This window comes from Bacillus sp. CCB-MMP212 (assembly GCF_022748145.1).
Taxonomy (GTDB): Bacteria; Bacillota; Bacilli; order Bacillales; family Bacillaceae_G; genus Bacillus_A; species Bacillus_A cereus.
In genome coordinates this window covers 653,735-672,930 of sequence record NZ_JALDQE010000001.1, presented here as the reverse complement: position 1 = coordinate 672,930, position 19,196 = coordinate 653,735, and the positions used below count along the sequence as shown (strand labels likewise).

Sequence of the window (19,196 nt, the reverse complement as noted above, 5' to 3'; positions counted from 1 at the left end):
TTCATAAGGTTGTTACATTTAACACATAAATTCTTATATTAGTTACGAGGTCGTTTAGGTGATCCCCTTCCTTGCGTCCTCTATAAATTTATTAAGGGGTAATAGAGTAATATAGGGGGAGATTAAATGAGTGAACGTAATTTAGCAATTCCAAGTAGAGAAGAAGCTATTGAGGAACCTACTCTTGTAGAGGAAGCAGAGAAAAAGGTTGAACAGCAAGAACCTAATAAACAAGAGGAAGTAAAGTTAACTAAGCAGGAATCAGAGTTTATTGAAAAAGTATTCTTCGAAGAGGATGAAAAGGTAACATTACGTGATGGAAAAACCTATGCTATCCCTCCTTTAGGATTAAAAGATGCTAAAAACCTAATGAAAAAGTTGAATACAATTGATACAGGTGTCATTATTGCTAATTTAATTGCAGATGAAACAGGTAATGATAGTTATGATGAACTATTAGAGGTCCTATTGATGGGCTTTAAACCGTATTATAAAGAAATTTCAGCTCAGTATTTAGGGGATTATATTGATATTGTAACAGCTAAAGAAATTATAGATATTATGATTGGACTTAATGGCTTAAAAAAGTCTTTATAGACTCTGAGGAAGAAGAAAAAGAATATGACGAAAATGCCTACGTTGATTGGGCAGAAATTTTCTTTAACTTAGGTCACTACCTGGGGATGAAAAAACAGGATATATGGGATTTGACATTACCTCAGTTAAACTATTACTTAAAGAAATGCCATAAGCATATAGAGTTTACAGTTAAGGTACATTCAATGTCCTTCACTGGGTTATTTGGGGGCGGTTCAGCTCAAGCTACCGAACAGGATAATCTAAAACATAGTGATGGAAAAGAAGTAATTGACGGATATGAGGTTGCAAATGCTGATGACATGGAGTGGTTAGCAGGTATTCTCTAATAAATAATCCTGCCCTTCCTTTTTATTTGAGGATAGGGCGGGATTTTATTATGTAAAAGGAAGGTGAAATAAGTGACAGTCAATAATCAAAATATTGGTGCTACTATTGCACTAGAGTTTGATAAGTCAATAAAAAATATGAAAGAGTTTGGAGTACAGTTGGAACAGCTAGATCATCGTTTTGGTAGTATAGAAAAACGTATAGATACTATGAAAAGCTCTTTATCTTCGTTATCGGCTCAGACATCTAAGGCAGCGGGAAGTAACCTTAGAGCAAAACTTGAGCAAGAATTAAATAATATCGTCCAGGCAAATGGTATTACTTTATCTTCAGTTGGGACAGCACCTTTAAGTATTAAACAAGAAACCGTTCAACAATTGATGTCTAAAGTAGATAAAGAGTTAAATAAAACGATTGTAAAGATGATCAAAAATATAAACATTAATATGGATTCTGCTATGAATAATAGCGTAGTACCAGTTGGAAAAGATGAATTTAATAAAATTAATAAAGAAATTTCTAAGTTAATTAGTAATCAAATTAAACAATTAGTAAATTCCATTCGCGAAAATGGGGGGGATTTAGTAAATGCAGATAACTTGAGTGGACTTAAATTAGATATTTCTAAGGGAACGGTTAAGCAAATTTTAGTAAGTATTAAAAATCAATTAAAACCTATTTTACTGAACCCTGAGGTTGCTATTGAAGGACAGACATTCACAATTTCATCGAAAGATTTATCTGAATTAACGAAAAAAGTAAGAGGGAAAATAAAAGATTCTATAAAATTTGATTTCGAGGGTGTTATTAGCGAAGAGAATAGCATTGATAGCGAGATTATAAAAACAGCTAAGCGTATTGATAGTTTAATAGAAAATTATATAAAAGGCATACGAGGAGGGCTGCAAAAGATTGATCTCAAATCTGTAGAAGTACCTATGAAAAATATATCTAAACAACTTCAAAGGTATATTGCAAATGATTTAGGTGTTTCTCCAGCCGAGTTAGCTCATACTTTTCATTCTGTGGATAGAGGATCTCTAAGAGGATATGCTTTAAAAAGGCAGTTTGAGGGTATGGAAAATACAATTAATAAAAAATTAACTGCAGGAACAAATAAAATAATGATGTCAATGAAACAATCAGTAAGAGCTGTGGACTTTGAACCTCATTCTAATATTACGCAATATTTAACTAGTGAAATTAACAAGCTGAATAAGCAAATTATTAAAAAAATCAAGGAGTCCGTTGATAAGCAGTTTGCACATATAAGAAATGAAATTCTAGAAATTAATACTAACCCTCAAAAGGCGAATAGTAATAGACAGTTAAGCTTTATTGCAGGAAATAGTGCTAATACTTTAAATAACTCAAGTGGATCAAATCATAGTAATACAAATAAAAATAATAGCGATTCTAGTACAAGTAAATCCACAAAACAAGACAATCCTTTTGACGGGTTTGGAATGGCTGGAGCGGTTACCAAACAAGTTAGGAGCCTTGCTTCGGGCTCAATGCTAGATCCGATGGCTGCAATATCTAAGGCAATGGAAACCTTTAAAATTGCTCAGTTAGAACAGTTAAAGATTACACAAAACTTCTCTTTGAAACCAGAATATAAAAACAAAAATGGAAATACAGATTGGTTAAAATTAGATAATGATACTGGAAATCTAATGAATAATGTACGTGATTTATCCACTCTTTACGGTATTGATTATGAAAGAATGTCTAAGGTAGCTGGTATAGCATCAAATGTAACAGGAGATAAACAATCTGCACGACAATTTGTTGATCAAGCTTCTAAGGTTTATCGCTTAGATAACAAATCAGACTTAGTTGAAACAATTGCTCCAGGATTACAGACAATTATGGCACAGTTTAAATTATCTGTCTGGGAGTTGGATGGAGTAGTTAACTCTTTTGCTGTTGCTACGAGTCAAACTAAAGCGAACAGTGAAGATATTATGAAGGCAATGTCAAAATCGGGTACAGCACTCCATTCAGTGGGAGTGAATGCAGAAGATGCAGTGACTTTAAATGCATTAGCTATTCAAACTTCAGGAGAAACAGGGGAGAATGCAGGTGCAGCCTTAAAAACGATTGCAGAACGTATTACTTTACCATCTGTTTCTAAGCAATTAGAAAATTATGGTGTAAAGGTATTTGAAAAAAATGAAAGTGGTATGAAAGTACGTCGGAATTTCATTGATATCCTATCAGACACTGCGAAAGCAAGCAAAAATAAATATATTGGAGAAGATAAAGTAAAATCCATTCTGTATGGAGAAGGTGGGGCAAACCAGCCACCAAAACTGATGTCCTTTTTAGAGACCATGCATAAAGCGGGGATAAATAACAGTAAGGATTTATCGTATTGGAAAATTAAGCAAGAAATTAATGAATTTAAAAAAGATCCTGCACGCCTTCAAGAAATGATTGCGGTAACGATGAAATCACCTTCAGTGACAATGGAAAGAGCTGGGGTATCTGTTAATAATGCATTAGTGTCAGTATTAGATGCGCTAAATCCAGAGATTCAAACTTTGGCAAAAATTATTACAAACTTAGCCCAGGGAATGGAGAAACATGCAGGGCTATTTGCGCAGTTAATTACGATTTTAGGTAATGCCTTGGTAGGTTTTGGTGCTATTCATGGAGTCAAACGATTAGGTCAATTGAGTAATTATGAAGAGCATTACAAGAAAGCCACTATGGAAAACAAATTCTTTGGTGGTACATCTTTTACAAATCGTAAAGTGGACGGAGCGGTAGGTTTTTTAAATGATCATGTTTTGGGGGAGAGCCAAGATTTACGTAATCAAGTAAATAACAAAAAATTCTATCGTGCGGCTATGAAAAATGATACGTTAAAAAGTTATTTTGAAGAATTAGCAAATTTAAAAGAGGATAGAAAGAATGAGATAAAAGAATATGTAAAAGATCATGGTGGAAAAGCTGAAAATATGGCCGATTTCCTTAGCATCATGGATGAATCTAAAGGCTATTATAAAGGTGAAAAGAAAGAATTAACAGCTGATGAATTACATACTCGTTCAGCCTATAATGCTCGCAACCTTACCCAAAGTAAATTATTAACAGACGTTTTTACCACAAATTTCTCAGAGCATTTAGTGAATACCTTATCAAATAGGACTAACTTTGACAGTATGAATGAGAATCAAAAATCAACGGCTGGTCGTTTAGCTCAAATGGATGATCAAAAACGTATTGGATTTGAGACATATCTAGATCAAAACTATCAAAGTGTAGGTAAATCGATAAATAATATGGATGGGCTTAATAAGGCACTCGATGAATATGAGGCTAGTAATCGAAAGGCTACTATACAAACAAGACAAAGTACCACTGCGTACAGGGATTTATCAAGTGCCGTAAAAAAGGTAGCTGATGAAGCTGAAGGTGCATCAAAAAATAGAATGAAGGGGTTTCTCGATTTTCTTGATACTATCCCACAGCGAACAAGAGGAGCTGGTGGGGCTATTATGGGACTTGCACGCAGCGTAGGAAGATTTGCTAAACAATTAGCTATTGCAACCGCTGTTGGTGATGTTTTAACGAATTCTGCTGAGAGCTTTGGTTTAACGACCAAGCAAGAAAAAATACGAGATTATCATAATCAAACCGCAGGTGCCGCTGAAGCATATGTTAAATATGAAGAAGATGAAGGTAAGGGGAGTAGATTTCTAAGACAAGCCGGATTGGCATGGAATAAAATTACAAATACTTTTTCACCAGGACACCCCGACGTAGATAGTTTTGATGTGGGATTAGGTCAAGAATTTTTAGGCGGAAAAGGGGGATTTAAAGGGAATTTTGAGAATTGGATAAAGAGAGAATATGGAACGTCGAATTGGAAAGAAGCTTTAGAAAAAGAGAATGAAAAAAGGGCAAATGATGCAAAATCTAAAGGTCAAGATGGAAATTATTCAAAAGCATCTTTAACAGATTTAACACAATCGTATTTAAATCAATCTGGAATGTATGCTAAGAAGCAGCAATTGGAAAAAGAAGAGTTTATAGATCAATATAGGAAATCGGCCATCTCTGAATCAGAGCAGAATATGCGAAGGGATGAAGCAGAAAAAGCTCGTAAAGCTTGGGAGAATAAAATGATAGATGAGGGTCAATATGATTACTTTTCTTATGATGATTTAAAATCTCGTATTCAAGAGAGCCAGAAAGTTGCCAGTAATAAGGGAGAACTTAACTTAATTACCGCCCTTTTAGATGGTGTGAAAGCTGACTCAAAAGAGTATATGAAACTTAGGTTACAAGTAATTCAACAAGAGAGAGAAGCTTACAAAAAAGAGATGGACGAGCTTCATAACTTTACTCGAGGGCGAGAAGCAGAGTTGGAAGAATTAGAAAAAAACGGGAAAAGGTATACTGTGGACCCAGAAACTAGAGAAAAGGTAGAGACGGCTGATTATAAAAAAATTAAAGAATCTGTTGAACGGAGTAAGGACAAAGAAAAGAAATTAAAAGCTGAATTTGACCTAGAAGATAAGAAAAAACAAATTGAAGCACAACGTATTAAAACGGAATTTTATATTAACGACACTCAGAAAGGATTTTCTAGAGCTCAGGCTAAGAAACAGTATAAGGATACATTAAGTGCTATTAGCATGAACACAGAGAGTCCTACTTATATTGATTCACAGATTGTTTCAAGCCAATCAATGATTGGAGAAATGAAAAGTAAACTGGCAAATCTGCAATCCCAACAGTTAGCAGATCCAGATGGTCAGTTACAAGATACTATTCAAGGATTGAGTCAACAAATCGCGAGTGCTGAATTAGAAGTTAAAAATTTAAGAATTCAAAGGCTTACAGCTTGGAGACATGATTTCGGTAATAATATGGATGATTTGGAAATTAAGTACATGCAGGAACGTGTGAACTTTGGACCAAGTATAGGAGATGATAGTTTCTTAGCACGTGACCTAAGAGTAAGAGAATTACAAGATCGTAAATCACTTATAGATAAGACCTTAGCGGTAAGAATTGCAGAGCGAAATAGTGGTAAGTTTGAAGAAGGTTCATCTGAATACGAGCAAATCATGAAAGATATTCGAGAATTGACAAAGCAATCTTTACAAGCACAGATTGGTATCCACCAAGAGTTAAGAGCGCAAATGGGTGGAACATTTAATCTTCCTGAAGGCGTACAGGTTATGTCTCAGTATGATTATCTAACAAGTAAAGGTACACATTCAAACTTTAGTGTTCAATCGGGAGATATGTATGTCAATATAACTTTACCTAATGTAACTGGACAAACTTCTAGTCAACAGTTAGCGAATCTTGGAATGAATTTAGGAAAAGGATTAGCACAAGGTAGAACAACACCACTACGAAATCAGTTAAATTCAGCCCCTTGGGGATATCCAACATTCTAATTACAAAACCCCATCTAATTATTAGGTGGGGTTTCTTATAATACTAAGGGGTGATTAAATGGCACAACAAAAACCAAGTAAATCTAATGATGATGTATTTAAACGTAAATTATTTTATGATAACGGGATTCGTTTTGTACAAGTAAGGGGGCGTATGACTGGCGATTATAAGCCACCAACACCAGTATTAAAATCCCATATAAACGAAAATATTCAATCTTCTGCAGGATTGGTAGGGAAAGGGACTTCTCATTATTCTACTACCATTCAATTTTTATTTGCGAGCAAAGAGGAATTTGCAGATTGGCTGCAGTTTATTGGTGCAGAACACAAATACTATGATGAAAAAGGCACGATTTATTTAGGGATTGTTAATGGTGATTTAGATATTAAAACAGCAGAATTTGAGACGAAATATATCATTACTGTAAACCTTATGTTAATTCGAAAACAAGATTTCGAATATCGTCATCAATATCCTTTTATAGATATTGAAAATCATTGGGCGCAAACGTATATAGATGAAATGCAAAAAAGGGGCCTTGTCACTACTTATGCTAGTGATGGAACACCTGTACAATATTTTCAACCTGAAGTTTGGATTACAAGGGCTCAAACGGCATCCTATATGACAAGGACTTTTAAATACATCGAAAAGATATTGAGGGGGTATTAAAAATGCCAAAGCGATGGTTAGATGTGGGTCCAAAGGATTGGTTTTATCGCGCAGTATTAGAAACAGATAATATGTTTATTGATGCAAAAAAAGAAGAAACCTTATTTAGTGGAAAAACCTATAACCAATTTATTGGTGGCAAGTCACGTCAGGTTCATAATTTTACTTCCACAGAGGGACAAACCAAGTTTGAAGTAAGTGGATATAAACCTGATTCTAGGGAAATGGTGTTTGTTTATATTGATGGGGTGCCTACACTTCCATCTAAACTTGAGGATAATTTTATACATATTGGTTACCCGTTAACCAATGGAAGAGAAGTTAGTATTCTTTTATCTGGTGTAGTGGAAATGCATGAAGGAGATCATACACCTGAAAACTGTCAGATTTATCCTTTGATGAGCGGATGCTCATTAGCATATCCGGCAAAAAAGTTAGAAAAAGCAAATAATTACGTATTTGATATCACTTACTCTTTAAATGAAATAGCAGTTTGCATGAACAAGAAGTTAAAGAGAATACATGTAGATGTAAATGAAGATGAATCCATACAAGATGCGCTTACAAGAACCTTAGGATTTAAACGAGACTGTTTTACTATAATTAATGGATATCTTTATGTATCTTATAATTTAAATCAATTTCCTATTTATGTAAATTATAATTATCAAAAGGGTGCTCAAATCAAAAATAGGCAGGGAGAAAAAGTTGTCCCTATGTCAAGTTGCGCACTCTATAATGATAGATTCTTTCCTGATATAACGATATATAGAGGAGAGTTTTTTACTTTGTTACAACGTTTTAGAATGAATATTTATAATCGATATACAGATAGAGGATATGTGAATAACACAATTAAGCAAACAGAGAGATACATTAAAGATAAAGATAAGATTGTAGGAAAATGGTATGCCGAATCAGTCTTAAATATATTAGATGAAAAATTTAATGATGGTTGTTATGTATTTCCACTTTACGCAGATGATTCCTTTCAACCTGAGGTATGTGTAACTAGAGCTGAAGCAATTGTATATTTACATAGATTTACAGAATGGGCACTAGAAAGATTTAGATAGGGGGGAATAAGGTATGCCGAACGTATTTGATCATAGAACTCCTGCGCCTCAGTTGTTAAATGACGTAATGAGAAAAGTTAATGCTTTAGGTCATGAACCTAGGGTTATTATTGAATTTGACAAAATGGCCTATGTACCAGGAATGAAAAATAAGTTTGAAGTTTGGGACAGAATTCGAGAAGCATCTATTGTGCATCAGGCAGCAGAGGCGACTTTAACAACACCAGTAGCAGGTGCTGAGCCAAGTTCTGTTACAAAAGGTGGAGAGTCAGGGGATAGATTTGAGTATATTAAATGTGCCTTAAATAAATGGGTAAAACATTATAAGTGTCCCAATGTTGCTTATTTCTTTCTATTAGCTGTAGCGAAACATGAAACAGGATTTGGAACATTGGGACAAGGGAAACCTGAAAATGGAAGTTATATCGTAGGATATGGTTGCCCGGGTTCATGCAAGCCTGCATATAAAGGTATAGATACCCAAGCGAAGTATGCTGCAAAACGTTTTTCCGAGGCAATGAGGAGCAGATACGGAAAAATTTCTAATGGATATATGGATGCTAGTGATGTTGATTATTTCCATGAAGGTGGAGATAAAGGGTATAAAAAATGGAAATGGTCAGCAGATGGACCTAACTGGAAAAAACTTGTGAAAAGCTATTTTGATAGAATTATTGGTGAATCTAGTCAAAAAAAATGGCATTGTAAAGAATCTGGTTCTATTATTAATAAAAATCTGTTTCCAAAGCATTCTACAAATCTAAATGTTTCGAAGAAGGAAGACTGTGGTTGTGAGAAAGCTGAGACTTATACAATTGAGGAACAAAGGAAAGAAGTTCATAATGCAAGCTCTAATGCGTTATCCGGTGCTACTTTTCCTGTTGAAGGAATTTCATTTGGAAATGGTGCGAAAGTATCTTCACACCATATGAAACATAAGGGCGGAGGTGCACGTTCAGGGCATAAGGGTACTGATATTGTACATACATCCCAAGGTAAGATTAATGGTATGTGGGTAGTAGCGGCTTGGGCTGGATATGTACATAAAGCTTATAAAAGTACATCTTATGGTAATTGTGTAATGATTCAACATGGTAATGGATATATGACAGTTTATGCCCACATGCAAAATAATTCTTTACAGGTTCGAAAAGGTGATTTAGTTAATCCAGGAACACGTTTAGGAAAAGCCGGGAATACAGGTCAATCTTATGGTGCTCATTTACACTTTGAAATTTGGAAAGGTGAATGGATTTATGGTGGAAATAATCATATTGATCCATATCCTGTTTTAACAGGTGCTCAAAAATTGGGAGTAGCACCAAGCGGTGGAGATAATAATGGCGGTGGTAACACGGGCGGAAATGGTGAAGGTGGTGGAGATGATAATAGTACAGGAAATGGAAGTGGTGTTAGTCAACCACCACCCCAAATGACCATTACCCAAAATATTAAGTTTAATAAGTGTTTTGATAGGGATGCAAATCTGGATGGAAATTGGCACGGACAAGAGAACATAACCCATTTTACAGCTTGGTCAACAGGTGAAAAGTATTTAGGCTTTAATGAGAATATTGCCAAAGGAGCTGTTGAAGATTTTGGATATAAACATAACTTCTCTTCAGACGGATTTTATGAATATGCTTTCTATGCAGATCTTAAAGAAGGAGATTCTGTAACGGTTACATATGACGGAATGATTGTAAAACGATATACAAAAGAGAACAATACAACACAACCTACATATGAACCTCCAGTTTATGCAAAATGGGTTGCAAGTGATATACAAGGAGTCAATTCACATATATTAGATTTCTCCTTAAATAATGTAAGTGGTGAGGCTGTATTTGGACTAAAATGCTTTAAAGTAGTGGAAATTGAAACTCAATACGGCGCACAATATGTTGATGAAAGAATTAAGGCTCGTAAACGTGATGTATGGGTTGATACAGGGGCATTTGTATACGATAAAACCTTTACAGTAGACCAAGATGTATTACAGTGGGAGATAAATAGCCATTTTGACGCCAGAGTCGCAACTGCAAGAATTACTTTAGACAATAAACATGGTATTTATTCTCCTACATATGAACGAGCCAATATCTTCCCTGAAAATTTAAGAGAAGCAGAGATGTCATATTATGAGAATGGTGCAATCAGACATGTGTTAAGTGAAGCTACCCCAGTACGTATTTATGCAGGCTATGGTGAAAACCTAGTAAGGGTTTTTACAGGACGTATAAGAGGAGAAATTGAGCAAAATTCTGATGAAAAAACAATTACTATTAATTGTGTAGATATGTACGATATGTTAGAAGAACATGTTTTTGATAGGGTCCTAACTTTTCCTCGAAGAGATGAGATACATGGTGATGAAAAACAACCAGTAACCATGTGGGTTAAATCATCTATTATTCATAATATCGTAAATGAGGCAGGAATGATTGGATGGAGAATCCATGAAGATGATTTGAGATATGCTGATGCAATCATTGAAGAAACGTATTATATTGATATTGATAGGGGTGGGAAAAAGGCAATCGTCTGGGATACTAAAAGTCAACAATATGTTGAAAAAGATATAGCAACTGTACAAGATGCACAAGGTTATAAAAATCCTTATGTACAGGCGATAGATTTTTTAGAAGGTACAAGGGCATCTGATGCGGTTCATGAAGTGATTGGAGATATTATGTATCGCTCCTACTGTGATCGTTATGGGACATTTAGATTGGAAAATATCCGTAAAATTAATGCAAGTGAGGCAAAATGGTCATTTATAGATGGTGAGAATTTATATTCTCTTTCCACTTCTATTGACCATTCTCGTATACGTAATCATCTTATTATTGTTGGTAATGGTGGGCAAATTGAGCATTTTGTAGATAAAGATCTTCTTATATCTACAAAGGGTAATATGAGAACGGCTAAGATTGTTGCTGATTGGATTGATGAGCGATTTGGTTCAAATGCAAGAGGAACCAAAGAGGATATTTCGAACAAATTATTTTTTGATATGAAAAGACAAGCCCGTACTTTTAATGCCGTTGTTAAAGGAAATCCAATGATAGAGTTATTAGATGGTTGTTATGTTTATGATAGTAATACTTCTAATGCAGGGTATTATGTCATAAAAGGGAACCGACTTGTTGGAAATAAGGAAGGGATGTTAAATTTCCTAGAATTTACTTGGCATGACAAAGAGAATTATTATAGCTAAAAAAACAAGGAGATTCCTACAGAACGTTAGGAATCTCCTTGTTTTTTCTTATAATGCTATGGAAAGCGAGGTGGGAAAATGGCGCAAAAGAGTCATATGAACGTAAATGATGTATATCCAATACTTGATATGATCAATAGAAAAGTTAATCAAGGAAAGGGAACAAGACACCATTTTACTAGTCCGCTATTCAATAATGATAACGACAATGGTGTAACAACATTGAATTCTTCTCAATGGCAAGTAGAGTCATTTGAAGTCATAAGGGAAACAGAAAATTCAATAGCTAATCATGTAATTAATGAGATTAGAATTATTTATCGAAATGGTGCAATAGATAAAATCTCTTTAGTCCGTGGGCTCAATCCACCTGTATCTGATGAAATTCAAGATTATGAGTACATCAACAATATTATGATTACAGAAGTTTCTATAAGAACAGAGTGGTTTGGTAAATCCCAAGAAGTTGTTGCAAAGATTATAAGGGAAAATGATTACGGTAATTTTAAAAAGGTTAAACTTACGTATTTTGACTCGGAATGGGGCTCGAGTGAGGAAGAAATCGAAGAAGATTCTATACCGTCTAAATATGAAAATCCATCTGATTTTTATAACGGTAAATATAGTAATTATGAAGAAGTGATAGTAGAAGATTATGTAGACTATGCAGAAATAGGATATGCATCTAATGAAGAAATTGAAATCTCTCCAGATGGTTGGTCTGATGGATACAATCCATCGTCTCCTGTAGATGTGAATGTGGAACTCGGACCAAAGGTAACAGATGAAATTTAGAGAGGAGGTCCTACATGAGTTTTGGAGCAAATGTAGTAGTTGGAGGGGAAATAGATAGAGTAGGTAGATTGGGTGGTGGACGTTTAGATTATCCATTTATGCCTACAAAAACAGTTCCTTATATAAAGGGGAAAATTTTAGAGGTACTAGGTACTTTAGGGCACTTTGATATTCAATTTATCCCTGATTTTGATATTGAGCTGGTTTCCGTAGCTGTAGGAGCGTCTAGATATCATTCCTTTGATAATTGGAGTTTGTTTATTGGAGATGATCATAAAAATAACTACATATTTGATGAAATATATACGAAGGATTTACCAGAAGGTGCTTATTTAATGGCTGTGAAAACAGTAAAAGCAGGTACCCCAATTACATTCCGCTTTGATAATAAAGGTGGGCAATCGAAATATGTTTGGATAAACTTTCAATGTTTAAGGGATAATCCCAACAAATAAGAGAGGTGGATATAAATGCCTTGGGTAGAGGAAACATTAAGACACGATAATTTTTTAGATGATATGTTTGATAAAGTATTTAGAAGATTTAAAGATAAATCAGGTAATTACTGGTGGCAGAATTTTAACAATCAAGTTCCAAAAGTAGATCTATATAAAATTACTTTTGAAAAAGGGTTATTTGTAAAAGGAGAAGAGGGATATCTAACCCCTTTTGAATCTCGAGAAGGTATGTTATGCATCACTCGGCATATGATTATGCGTAGGTGGGATAATGAGTATTTAGCATTCGCACAGTCAACAGGGGCTGTAAAAATTAACACTAAAGATATTCCTAGAGAAAAAGAAGGTTTCTTAGAATGGATTTCTAATTTTTATAGAAAATCTGTAGACTATACAACTGTTTATTCATACACACTAGACACATATGCTGGATATACGCATTATGTATCACCTAGTGGTGAACTTGCTCCAGTTACTATCATGAGTGAAAATCATGGTTTGGATATATTTAGGGATAGCATGGATATAGAGTACTACGGTGAGGATGAATACTATGAAAGTATGAAACAATCACCGATTATTACCATGCAATTAAAAGGAGATACAGGTGATTTAGTTGCCTCCATAGGGAAATTAAATTATCGAACTAATACGAATTGGTGGGGGGACTCTTTAATTCAGTTAAAAGGTGTATTTGATGAGACAAGTGCATTTTTCACATTAAAAGTAGATTCGGCTCCTAGCTGGGAAAATAATATGGTGACTTTAATTCCCTTTTTCTTTGGAAATCTAGTATCTAAAAATACATCTTCGAAAAATGAAACACCAATCGCTATGCTTGGAGGTAGGCAAGTAGGAGAATTTTTTGACTTTGATAGTATAGAGACTAAAACTGAAATTTTACAACCTATCACAAGAAATTATGTAAACCATCCATCAAACGGAGTAGATTCCGTTATGATCAAAAAAACAAAATATGGAGCACGTTATCAAGAACATTTTTTACGTTGGAACGTGCCACCTAATCTAATGCCACCTACTCGTGAAGAATTAAGACTGGTCAAAAATGCACAAGGAACCGAGAAGGAGGAAGAATATGCTCGTAAGTACCCAAGGGCATGGAATTATTTAAGATATGGTTACTATCAATACGATTTTCATGCATCTAGGTATAGTAATAAGATTCATACATCTCGTGCAACAGTCATGCATCCTGAAGATGGGGTATTAGGGTATATTCCTAATATCGTACTTCTGCCCGTTATTAATGTTTCCGAAGGTGAGAAGTTAGTGTTCCCTTATTGGTGTGAAGAATGTAATGAATCTCAATATCAACCTGAGGTACCTAAAGAATCTACTAAATTAGAGTGGGGAATTGCTAAGAGTACAAGCGAACTGAATAATCTTCATGTGCATTTAGGAGATTCAACCAATAATTCTAATTCCAATTCTGATAAAGGTAATAAATTTTCTTATTATTGCGATGGGGCAGTAAGGGCACAAGCAGTAGATGATACTTATTGGAATCCCTCTGTTATTACGCAAGATTATTTGGCTAACAGCACAGATGGTATTGGAAAGGAATTAAGCAAATCGTTCTGGGAGGGGCGAAATGATTGGTTAGATTATTTACAGGAGCCTCAAAGTCAGTATCATTTGGATAACTCTAAAATAAAAATTGAAGATTTTCATAAATTTTTATGGAAAACTTTAAAAGATATTAAAGAGGAAGGTTATAGTTTACAAGATAGATGGCTAGATTTTAACGAGTGGGGAAAGGCAAATTTACCTTGTTTAAATGAATTGCAAAAAGCCTCAGTATTTATGTCAGCTAAACTCAATAAACCTGTCTTATTTTTCCAAGGTTCAGAGGGGTTTTTAAAGGGCGATATATTAGATAAAATGCTTCCTTTAATTAAGAAAGTACCAAGTGCTATATATGATTGGATTGACTTTAATAACGTATTTATTGAAAACGAAGATGATACAGGTCTTGTTGGAGCTTGGGTAATGGATAGTTTTGCTACAGCCATGCATAGTAATGGGAAAAAGGAAAATATTTTATCTTCTTTTCGTTCTTTAGTTAACTTTGAACCTCAGGTGCTGCTTTATAATATTTCAGCTGCCAAGGCACATCGCCCATATGACTATATAAAACCTAACCTGGGTTTTGGCAGTCATGTTGTTGATGGAGAATATAAAGCATATTATTTACCGGATATGACTAATGATAATTATATACCTTATGTTGCCGCAGAAGTAGCTGTACATGAGATGGGTCATGCATTATCTAATTATGGATATGACATATTAGGTGAAAAACTACATGAAATGCAAGAATGGTTAGATATTAGTGGGTGGATCGAGAATATTGATGGTTCATTTAATGAACTAACGAAAAGCTCGCCGGGTACAGCACTAGATAATGGAAAACTTGCTCCGGTATCAGATTATGGATGTTTTAGCCCGGCCGAAGACTTTGCTGAGGCCTTTATGATGTATATCATTAATAGACAGTTTTTAGCTAGCAATTTTAAAGATAAACACGATTTTATAGTTAATAAATTAAAAGAAATGGGTATTGATTCAAAAATGTAGGAGGTAAAATATAATGATTCTTAAGATAAAAAGAGGAGAAGATTTTGCCTTTATTGATAATGAAGGTGATATTCAACATAAAGTCAGAGTAAGCGGTAATAATGAATCTCTTGTAAAATCCCTGGATAATATTTTGAATGTTCAAACTGGAATAAGGTTTAGAGGAGAGATTAAGGGTATTCCACCTAAATTAATTACAAAGGACGGAAAAAATCCTTCGACAATCAATAAATCTAATAAATTATATCTTATGGAATATTTTAAAAGAGACTTAGAATTACAAGGCTTTACCGTGGAAATTATAAAAGCGTAGAGGTGATTTTGATATGGCATTAACTCCCGTTCCTAATTTATCAGTACCGCAAAATAAAGGGTTTAAAGGAACTGATTCACTACCAATTATACATTCAATTAGATGGAGGCATTTACCAGCGAGGTACATTTTTAAAGACGTAGATGACGTAATTACATATCATTCTCATGGGCCACTTACTATAGATATTAACAAGCATGGTGTATCTTATCTTGATGTTTATTTCCTAAAAGATACTGATATTGTTGAAGTAACAGCATATATCAGATTTTTAAGAGAAAAAGATCAGCTTTTAATAGAGGAACCCTATAAAATTGGAGAGGCTGGGGCAGTAATTGCTCTAGAGGATGATGAAGTAAACCATGAATTAAGGAGAGTTAAAGGAATTGCTTTTACGCAAAAAGACTTAGGTGATGGTACACCTATGTACGACTTTATGAATATGTCTAAAGAAGGCATTTATGAAGTCTGGATAAAAGTAATTACAGGGTTAGGAAAAGAAATGCATTTAAGGGTTCCTTTTCAATGGGACAACTTGGTGCCTAGCATTCCTCCAGAAAAAGATGGTCATGATTCTGATAATGCGGGCAAGGATAACAAAAAATCAGAATATAATGATGAATATTACGTGACGATTGTAGAGGGGGACTCAGCTTTTACTAAAAGGCCTTCTACCCATTTTAGAATGGCAGGTATAGGTATGTTAAAAGATGCGGGTTGTTTTAAAAGAATAGAGACTCCTGTATTAGAACCAATTTCAAGGCCTTCAAAAATACAGATTATTAATGATATCCCAATTAGTAGCTGTGGTTTAAATTTAATTACATCACGATTTAATAAGGTAGTAGGAGAGGTTGTTACATTCTCGCTTGTACACACAAATAAATCTGGTATTCTACGCATTGATACGAACTATGATAAGAATGGTTTAAAGAGTCTTGGGAATGGAACGTTTAAAGTTATTAATAAGGGCGTATATAAAGTTACATTTATTGTAACGTATAACGATGGACAAGAATGTATAACTGAGGGGACTATTATTGGCGAATTTATTTGTGAATTAAACATTACTGGTCCTTCTTTAAAATCACATGTAGGAGATTCAATTGTTCTTCATTTAGATCATGGACAAAATAGTTCAGCTTCTAATATTGGTGTACTTGTTCAAACCCCTCCTAAAGTCATGCAGACAGGAAATTACACTTTTACTAGTAGTTCACCAGGAGTATATTCAATTAAATTTATCGTTGATTATGGTTTTGGAGTTTGCGAAAAAATAGTGAATATTGAATTTATCTCAAAAAATATTCTCCCTGAAAAACCAGAAGGTGAAGGTGGAAAACCAGAAGGCGGAGGCGGAAAACCAGAAGGTGAAGGTGGAAAACCAGAAGGCGGAGGCGGAAAACCAGAAGGTGAAGGTGGAAAGCCAGAAGGTGAAGGCGGAAAACCAGAAGGTGAAGGTGGAAAACCAGAAGGCGGAGGTGGAAAGCCAGAAGGAGAAGGTGAGAAACCAGGTAAAAATGTACTAAAATGCGGACAAACAGCACAGGGTGGCATGGGATATGGGGAATATATTCATGCTGTAAGTGAAGAGGGCATCTGCTATGTGGAATATGATTTCTTCTCTGCACCAGATAGAATGCGAGTATTTGTTAATAATGAATTGATTTATGATACTTCACGTAAAATGGATAAAGAAGGAAGCCCATTTGGTTTTTATTATAAACCTGATGATGGGGAATTAAGAGTAGTAATGAATGATGGCCAAGATAAAGGGAGCAGGTGGAGTTATACCCTGTATTGTGGAAGTAGTGTACCTTCGGATGTAAAGCTAAAAGCTAAAATTATTAATTAGACATGAGTGTTGTTAACAGAATAAAAAGACTACTTATAATAAATTTAAGTAATTAGTTGCAACTTATTACCTACTCATAACGATAACTAAGTTGCAGAATAAGGGCGGGTAAGATCTCGTCCTTAATTAATAGAAAGAGAGGTGTAGAAATGCCGTATATTGATAGCACACCTGCACTTTCCCCTTATAAGGTTCGTGAAGGTAACTTACAACACGGTTTTATGGATTTACTGATTAAACACGGCTGGACCAAAGTAGTAGAGTTTAAAAAAGCTGTAACAGGGTCTTATTATGTTACAGATCATCCTTTAGAAGGAAGGCATGATGAAAAATTTACAGTTGCCAATCATATTATTCTACGTAATGCACGAGGTGATTTGTTTGGTTTTGCTGTAGTTGCAGATTGGAAGGAGTTTACTGCTCATGATAAAGGGATTCCATATTACAATGCTTTTAAATCAACAGCTACTGAAAAAGAGGCCCTTATTAACTATATGGCCAAAGAATTTGAAAAAAGAAAAGTAAATACATCTCTTTATTTTTATATGTTGGAAAAATTACCAGATGTAAAAGAAGGAGATAAATTATTTACCCCATGGGGAACGGGATCTAGTGCAGATGAAAAACGACTTCAAATGGCTTTAGATATTGAAGTTACACAAATTGATTTTAAATCTACAAGTGCTGGTTCAGAATTTGTAAAACAAGCGAATCCTGTTGTGATGCAGTCGCCTATTGTAGAGTCATCTCTACGTTCACCATTACTTGAAAATATTGATTACCCTTATATGCATACAAATTGGTGGGTTGATTCGGAAATTAATATTAAAGGACATATTGACAGTAATAGTCTTTTCTTAATTATCCAAACGGATAATACACCAATGTGGGAAAATAATGTCGTACCTATTGTACCGATTTACTTTGGCGATATTGAAGCAATAGATGAAGGTGATCCTGCTATCGCATTATTCGCAGGAACTGTTCCAAAAGGTACTGATACAAATGGCGTTGCTGCTTATAACTTTGATGATATTAAGATTAAAGGTGGGCGTCAAATTATGCCTGTCCTGAAAAAATATCCTTCTAATCCATCTAATGGTGTTGAATCTGTAATGGTGAGTCGTACTAAATTAGGTTCTCGTTATCAAAGTTATTACTTGTCTTGGAATGCACCTGCACAAGATATGCCTCCTAAGCGTGTATCTGAAGTAGGTAATAAACAATACCCACGAGCATGGGAACGAATTAATAATTATCAATTCAATCCTTCACGTTATTCGGATAAAGTACAAACTTCATTTATTTATCTGATTCATCCAGAAGAAGGAGTAAGAGGATATTTAAAGAACTCTGTAGGATTTAATTCAATTAATATGGGATCTAGTGAATTAAGAATTCGTCAAGAGAGTTGTCCAGAAAAGGTTTTTGATGTATATCAGTGTGTCCCAGTTAGTGCAATTTCACCACTAACGAAGCGACCATCCACACAATTTCGACCAATGGGATTAGGGTTGTACAAAGAAGCACTAAATACTTCTAAGAAACCAGCAGCGAATAAGACTCTAGTTAATGTTTCTAACCTAAAAGCTACAAATCCACAAGAAGGAACTGTATTACTTACTTGGACAAATCCGAATGATATGGAGCTCTCAACGGTTAACATCTTCGTAAATGGTATGAAGTATGCAACAGGTGTCACTGAAGTAGAATCATATACTATTAAAAATGTGACAAAAGGAAATGGTGTAAAAATTAAACTAGTTTCTGTAGACATGAAAGGAAATGAATCTGCAGGTATTGAAGTATCTGTGAACGTAATGTAGTAATGCAACTTACATGTTATGAAAGAAAG

12 protein-coding genes are annotated in these 19,196 nt (G+C 34.6%); all 12 read left to right on the top strand.

Annotated elements, in window-relative coordinates; all coding sequences use genetic code 11:
- Nucleotides 1-126: 126 nt before the first annotated feature.
- The 12 genes from MRP26_RS03300 (at nucleotide 127) to MRP26_RS03245 (ending at nucleotide 19,167) form a co-directional block, all read left to right on the top strand.
- Nucleotides 127-597, top strand: coding sequence for a DNA polymerase III subunit gamma/tau (locus MRP26_RS03300; RefSeq protein WP_090976056.1), 471 nt, complete (start codon nucleotides 127-129; stop codon nucleotides 595-597).
- A gap of 110 nt (nucleotides 598-707) precedes the next feature.
- On the top strand, nucleotides 708-926 hold the full coding sequence (locus tag MRP26_RS03295; RefSeq protein ID WP_238143102.1) for a hypothetical protein: 219 nt from the start codon (nucleotides 708-710) through the stop codon (nucleotides 924-926).
- A gap of 72 nt (nucleotides 927-998) precedes the next feature.
- On the top strand, nucleotides 999-6,350 hold the full coding sequence (locus MRP26_RS03290; RefSeq protein WP_242805974.1) for a phage tail tape measure protein: 5,352 nt from the start codon (nucleotides 999-1,001) through the stop codon (nucleotides 6,348-6,350).
- Between the two features lie 58 nt (nucleotides 6,351-6,408).
- Nucleotides 6,409-7,026, top strand: coding sequence for an S-layer homology domain-containing protein (locus MRP26_RS03285; protein WP_000068594.1), 618 nt, complete (start codon nucleotides 6,409-6,411; stop codon nucleotides 7,024-7,026).
- Between the two features lie 2 nt (nucleotides 7,027-7,028).
- A complete protein-coding gene (locus MRP26_RS03280) occupies nucleotides 7,029-8,102 on the top strand; it encodes a hypothetical protein (RefSeq protein ID WP_001126627.1) in 1,074 nt (357 codons plus the stop codon).
- Between the two features lie 13 nt (nucleotides 8,103-8,115).
- Nucleotides 8,116-11,322 (top strand): M23 family metallopeptidase, encoded by a 3,207-nt coding sequence (locus MRP26_RS03275; RefSeq protein WP_090976060.1) that lies wholly within the window; start codon nucleotides 8,116-8,118, stop codon nucleotides 11,320-11,322.
- A 78-nt stretch (nucleotides 11,323-11,400) separates the two neighbouring features.
- Nucleotides 11,401-12,117: a hypothetical protein gene (locus tag MRP26_RS03270; RefSeq protein ID WP_097999158.1), complete on the top strand. Its 717-nt coding sequence runs from the start codon at nucleotides 11,401-11,403 to the stop codon at nucleotides 12,115-12,117.
- Nucleotides 12,118-12,131: 14 nt separating this feature from the next.
- Entirely contained in the window at nucleotides 12,132-12,572 is a 441-nt protein-coding gene (locus MRP26_RS03265; protein WP_000007797.1) for a hypothetical protein, read from the top strand.
- A gap of 15 nt (nucleotides 12,573-12,587) precedes the next feature.
- Entirely contained in the window at nucleotides 12,588-15,173 is a 2,586-nt protein-coding gene (locus MRP26_RS03260) for a hypothetical protein (protein WP_242805973.1), read from the top strand.
- 13 nt (nucleotides 15,174-15,186) lie between these two features.
- Complete coding sequence (locus MRP26_RS03255) at nucleotides 15,187-15,486, top strand: hypothetical protein (RefSeq protein WP_000601026.1); 300 nt, start codon at nucleotides 15,187-15,189, stop codon at nucleotides 15,484-15,486.
- A gap of 13 nt (nucleotides 15,487-15,499) precedes the next feature.
- Nucleotides 15,500-17,341: a hypothetical protein gene (locus tag MRP26_RS03250; protein ID WP_242805972.1), complete on the top strand. Its 1,842-nt coding sequence runs from the start codon at nucleotides 15,500-15,502 to the stop codon at nucleotides 17,339-17,341.
- A gap of 149 nt (nucleotides 17,342-17,490) precedes the next feature.
- Nucleotides 17,491-19,167: a hypothetical protein gene (locus MRP26_RS03245; protein ID WP_242805971.1), complete on the top strand. Its 1,677-nt coding sequence runs from the start codon at nucleotides 17,491-17,493 to the stop codon at nucleotides 19,165-19,167.
- The last annotated feature ends 29 nt before the right edge of the window (nucleotides 19,168-19,196 follow it).

What these genes read in the sequence shown, in the direction of transcription:
- MRP26_RS03300 (WP_090976056.1), top strand. Translation starts at nt 127, where the DNA reads ATGAGTGAACGTAATTTAGCAATTCCAAGTAGAGAAGAAGCTATTGAG.
- MRP26_RS03285 (WP_000068594.1), top strand. Translation starts at nt 6,409, where the DNA reads ATGGCACAACAAAAACCAAGTAAATCTAATGATGATGTATTTAAACGT.
- MRP26_RS03280 (WP_001126627.1), top strand. Translation starts at nt 7,029, where the DNA reads ATGCCAAAGCGATGGTTAGATGTGGGTCCAAAGGATTGGTTTTATCGC.
- MRP26_RS03275 (WP_090976060.1), top strand. Translation starts at nt 8,116, where the DNA reads ATGCCGAACGTATTTGATCATAGAACTCCTGCGCCTCAGTTGTTAAAT.
- MRP26_RS03270 (WP_097999158.1), top strand. Translation starts at nt 11,401, where the DNA reads ATGGCGCAAAAGAGTCATATGAACGTAAATGATGTATATCCAATACTT.
- MRP26_RS03265 (WP_000007797.1), top strand. Translation starts at nt 12,132, where the DNA reads ATGAGTTTTGGAGCAAATGTAGTAGTTGGAGGGGAAATAGATAGAGTA.
- MRP26_RS03260 (WP_242805973.1), top strand. Translation starts at nt 12,588, where the DNA reads ATGCCTTGGGTAGAGGAAACATTAAGACACGATAATTTTTTAGATGAT.
- MRP26_RS03255 (WP_000601026.1), top strand. Translation starts at nt 15,187, where the DNA reads ATGATTCTTAAGATAAAAAGAGGAGAAGATTTTGCCTTTATTGATAAT.
- MRP26_RS03250 (WP_242805972.1), top strand. Translation starts at nt 15,500, where the DNA reads ATGGCATTAACTCCCGTTCCTAATTTATCAGTACCGCAAAATAAAGGG.
- MRP26_RS03245 (WP_242805971.1), top strand. Translation starts at nt 17,491, where the DNA reads ATGCCGTATATTGATAGCACACCTGCACTTTCCCCTTATAAGGTTCGT.